General features: G+C 59.2%; 3 protein-coding genes. All 3 read right to left on the bottom strand.

The annotated features are described in order from the left end of the window. A partial coding sequence (locus tag AC1DT3_RS13515; protein ID WP_477465769.1) for a polysaccharide pyruvyl transferase family protein occupies nt 1-1,158 on the bottom strand: 1,158 nt, incomplete at its 3' end. A 40-nt stretch (nt 1,159-1,198) separates the two neighbouring features. Then, complete coding sequence (locus AC1DT3_RS13510) at nt 1,199-2,506, bottom strand: glycosyltransferase family 4 protein (protein WP_477465768.1); 1,308 nt, start codon at nt 2,504-2,506, stop codon at nt 1,199-1,201. A gap of 1 nt (nt 2,507) precedes the next feature. After that, the coding region (locus AC1DT3_RS13505; protein WP_477465767.1) for a glycosyltransferase family 2 protein at nt 2,508-4,068 on the bottom strand (1,561 nt) is incomplete at its 5' end.

The following is a 4,068-nucleotide window of genomic DNA, read 5'->3' as shown; positions in this document are numbered from 1 at the left end:
CTTCTGCATGACGTCGATCATTTTCGTATCGGCGCCATTCTCCGTCAGGAACTGGTGCATTTCGCGATAGGTGTGGTGGTAGGCGCGATTGAACTTGTCGAACAGGGATTGGTCCCAATAGTCCTCGATATTGAAATCCTTGCCGGAGAACACGTCGAAACTCGGGATCTGATAGGTCTCCGCGAACTCCACCGTACGACTGTCGTAGGTGAAGTAGATCGACGGCGTCCCGTTCGAAAGCGCCATGAGATTGCCGTGCAGCCGGTACCCGAGAACGAGATCCTTCTGCTGAACCAGGTCTTCATAATCGGCGACGACATCCGAATAGAAAAGGCGCTCGCGGTGAAGCTTCTCCATGGTCTCGTCCATGTACCATTCTGACACCCACTTGTTGGCGCGAAGAGCCGCAAATGCCTCTTCCTTCTGCTCGGGCGTACCGAAAACGATCTTCTTTTCCTCGACTTCACCCTGGGCCATCAGCACCACATCGAAGCGCTGGGCCAAGGACTTCACCAAGTCACGGTGGAAGGTGAGATATCGCTTGATGTCTTGCGCATACGCTGGCGAAACCTCGCGACGGAGCGTGATGCCGACGCGCTTGACCTTGTCGAGGGACGGCAACCGAATCGACATGTGGGGATCGTTACGCCGGAACGCCGTCGGGCAACCGACAATGCGAACGTTCTTGATCCCGATATCCCACAGCACCTGCGCCGAATATGCGCCGCGCACACCGATGGAGGTCGTCGAATCCGCCATCATACGGAGCACCGTCTTGGTCTCCGCCGACAGTTCGATTTTTCCCTTCACCGGAGCTTGGGCGCCAATGCCGTAGGCGATGACGGGAATTTTCAGACGTTTCAGGACATCGATCGTCTGGCTCCAGCGCATGTCCTTGTGGACATAGTTAGAACCCCGCAGGAAGACGTAGTCGTATTCCTCGTTCAACCGATCGATATCATCGAGATTGGGATTGGCGATCGGAAGAACGCCGAGCTTATCGTAGTTCAAAAGCTTCAACGACGAGTCGAAGACGAACGCGTCGCCGATGTTGTGATAGTGGTTGATGTGGCTTTGAACGTCGCTGTAGCGGTACCAGCGAACGCTGTCGTGATCGTAGACTTCCCCGGACGGGATCATGACGAGAACGCGTGCCAATGGATATCTCCCTTTGTGTTGGTTTCGTTTCAGGTGTCGGTCAGGCGGATTGTGCCGCGAGCGGAACGGCCGAGGCATCGCGCGAGGACAGGTCGCGGTAGAGATCGAGATGCTGCCGCGCGCATTCCTCGAAATCGATCGGACGCTTGATGCCGGCGCGCAGCCGATCCCACAATGTTTTGTCGGTCAGCGCTTCGACCATCCTGTCGATCAAGTCTTCTGAGGAGCCGACGCGGAAGTGCAGGCCATCCACCTCGTCGGTGATCTTCTCCGCCATTCCCCCGACATTGCTGCAGATCAGCGGGCGGCCGTGAAAGAACGATTCCTGAATCACGATGGGCGAGTTCTCCCACCAGATCGACGGGATGATGGTCCAGTCGACGGATCTCATCAGTCGCGGCATCTCGCTGTTCTTGTAGGCGCCGTAGAAGCGAACGCGTGGACCTGCTTGTTCCACGAGCTTTTCGATCTTCTCTTGGAAGGGTCTCGGCTGACGTTCGAGATTGCCGCCGAAAATCATCAGCTGAGCGTCGTCGCCCCAAATCGCCTCCGGAATCCGCGAAACCGCATCGAGCAGAACATCGACACCTTTGAACGATGTGATCTGCCCGAAATAGGCAAAGCGTGCCCGCCGTGCCTTCGGACTTGGCAGCGGACGCGGCTCCGCCGGCATCGTGATATCGAGACCGTTCTCGATCAGGGTGAACTTGTCGGCTGGCAAGCCCCAATCGACATAGCGATCGATCAGGAACTGGCTCGGCGACACGAAATGATCCGCGACCTGCAGAAGCGATCGTATGAAATATTCGCGCCGCAGGAAGCGCGCGGGCGATATCTCGGGAAAGCACGCATTGCAATCCGCAGGCGAAGCGCGATCGCACAGCTTCGTGCTCCCGGTCTTCACCATCTGCCCGTGGTGATGGCAGATGGCTAGAAACTCGTGGAACGTCACCACGATCACCGCGTTCGGCAACGCCTTTCGCACCGCGAACAGGCACTCGAGACCAAGGCCGATGAAGTGATGGAAGTGGATCACCTCTGGTTTGAGTTCGCGTACCACCCGCAGGAAATCCCGTTCGACTTCCTCGGTATTGTGGTTCGACAGCAGAAAGTGGTCGTACTCATCGGCATGGTAGAGGATTTCGCCGTCCTTCTGACGCAGGCTCAGAAGGGCCGTTCCACTATGCCTCGCAACGGGATGTCCGACCCGCGCAAGGAACCGCGACGTGACACGGGCTGCACGATTCAGCCCCTTGTGAAGATTATAGGACGCGATTTCCGCTCCCCCGAGCGAGAAGCTCGGATGGCCGTGAGAGACGACAAGAACGCGCAACGATCGATCGTTCATTTCAACCTCGCATGTTGGCGACCAAGAGCGACCAGCGGCGGTCGAAACTCCAGCGGTCGATGCGCTGGGCGAGCCGGCGAGACAGTGCGCCCGCCGCTCCATGGTCTTCATCGGCAGTGATCATTTCGACGTCCGGCAGCCAAAGCGATGGCGTGCCGGAGAGTCTGAGCTTTAAGCAGAGATCCCTGCCCTTCTCGGTCGCTCCCAGGTAGATCCGGCTGAAACCGCCGGTACTTTCGATTGCCGTCCGCGAGACGATGCAGCATGTGGTGGTGCCTGCCACGACCTCTGTCGGTTCCGCGCCACGCACAACTTCGCGCGGGTAACCCAGAAAGCGATCCACGAGCAGTCGCTCGTCGTCGTCGAGCCAGGTGCCGGCGAAGCGAATGGAATCATCTTCGAACACGATCGTCGGGCTGACGAGGACCTTGCCGCCGCGGGCGTGATGGGCGCGTTGCAAACGCGCGAGCCAACCCGTCTGGCGCGGCAGAACGCCCGCGCTCAAGAACACCAGCGTCTCGGCTTTGGTCCCCACCACAGCAGCCTCGAACGCATCGCAAGGGTCCTGCACACCTTTGGCCGCGATGACACGAATTCCCAATCCGTAGAACCCAGCGAGGCGCTGAACCTCGCTGGCAATTTCGCCATAGGCTTCGACCGGAACTGACACGACGATCGGTGTATCGTGCGTCTCCGGATCGAGCGCGAGGAGAGACAGGGTCGTCGAGACCTCTTCCACGTCCGACCCGCACCCGATGATCAGCGCCGTCGTCCCGGCCGCGTCGTGGAACGCGAAATCGCGCATCTCGACGATATGTGGTCCGGGATGATCGAGCGATTGCATCATGGGGCCGATGTGTCGCTCGATGACCTTCGCGCCGCCCACCATCCGAGGGTCGAGAGAAGAGATGAGTCTCTCGAGTGCGCGGCGCGACAATCCTCGGATCGGGGTCAGCGGATAGAACGCGCTGGCCTCATCATCTCCGAGCGACAACTCGAAATAAACCGGCCCGTCACTCTCCGTCGCCACTCCGGGAACGAAGGCTAGAAATCCGTAGTCGTTCAACAACGGATCCATTCCGCGCGCGAACAGATTGTCATGTTGAAAGGTCGCAGTAACATCGGGACGCGGCAATCTCGTCCAAATCTCGTTGACGGCGGCAGCGTGGGATCCCGCACGCAGGACGACGGAATTCACCAGGCCTTCCGGATCAAGGAGCCATCCGCTCACGAGCATTCCGCCCGACAATTCGATGACGAGATCCATGCCCATCCGAACAGGATCCTTGAGCGTCGATACCGTGTCACGTCCATCGAACCGGGCGCTCGCCTTGCGCAATGTCCCGATCGTCTCCACGCTCGCCGTCGTTCGCGGCAAGACGTCGCGGATATGGGCCGGCACGTCCATCGACGGGACAAGAACACGGCGTTCGTAAACTTCCAGCGCATGCCAGCGATCACCATTGCGAAAGAAAAGGCTTTGCAGGTTTTCGAGCTGGACCGGGCTCGTATCCGCTCGCAGCAGGCCGACAAATCCCTGCCCGCCGTCGCCGAGATCACTC

The organism is Microvirga sp. P4_G7 (assembly GCF_056401005.1).
Note: the sequence above shows the minus strand (reverse complement) of the source record. Positions and strands in the feature narration are given on the sequence as shown.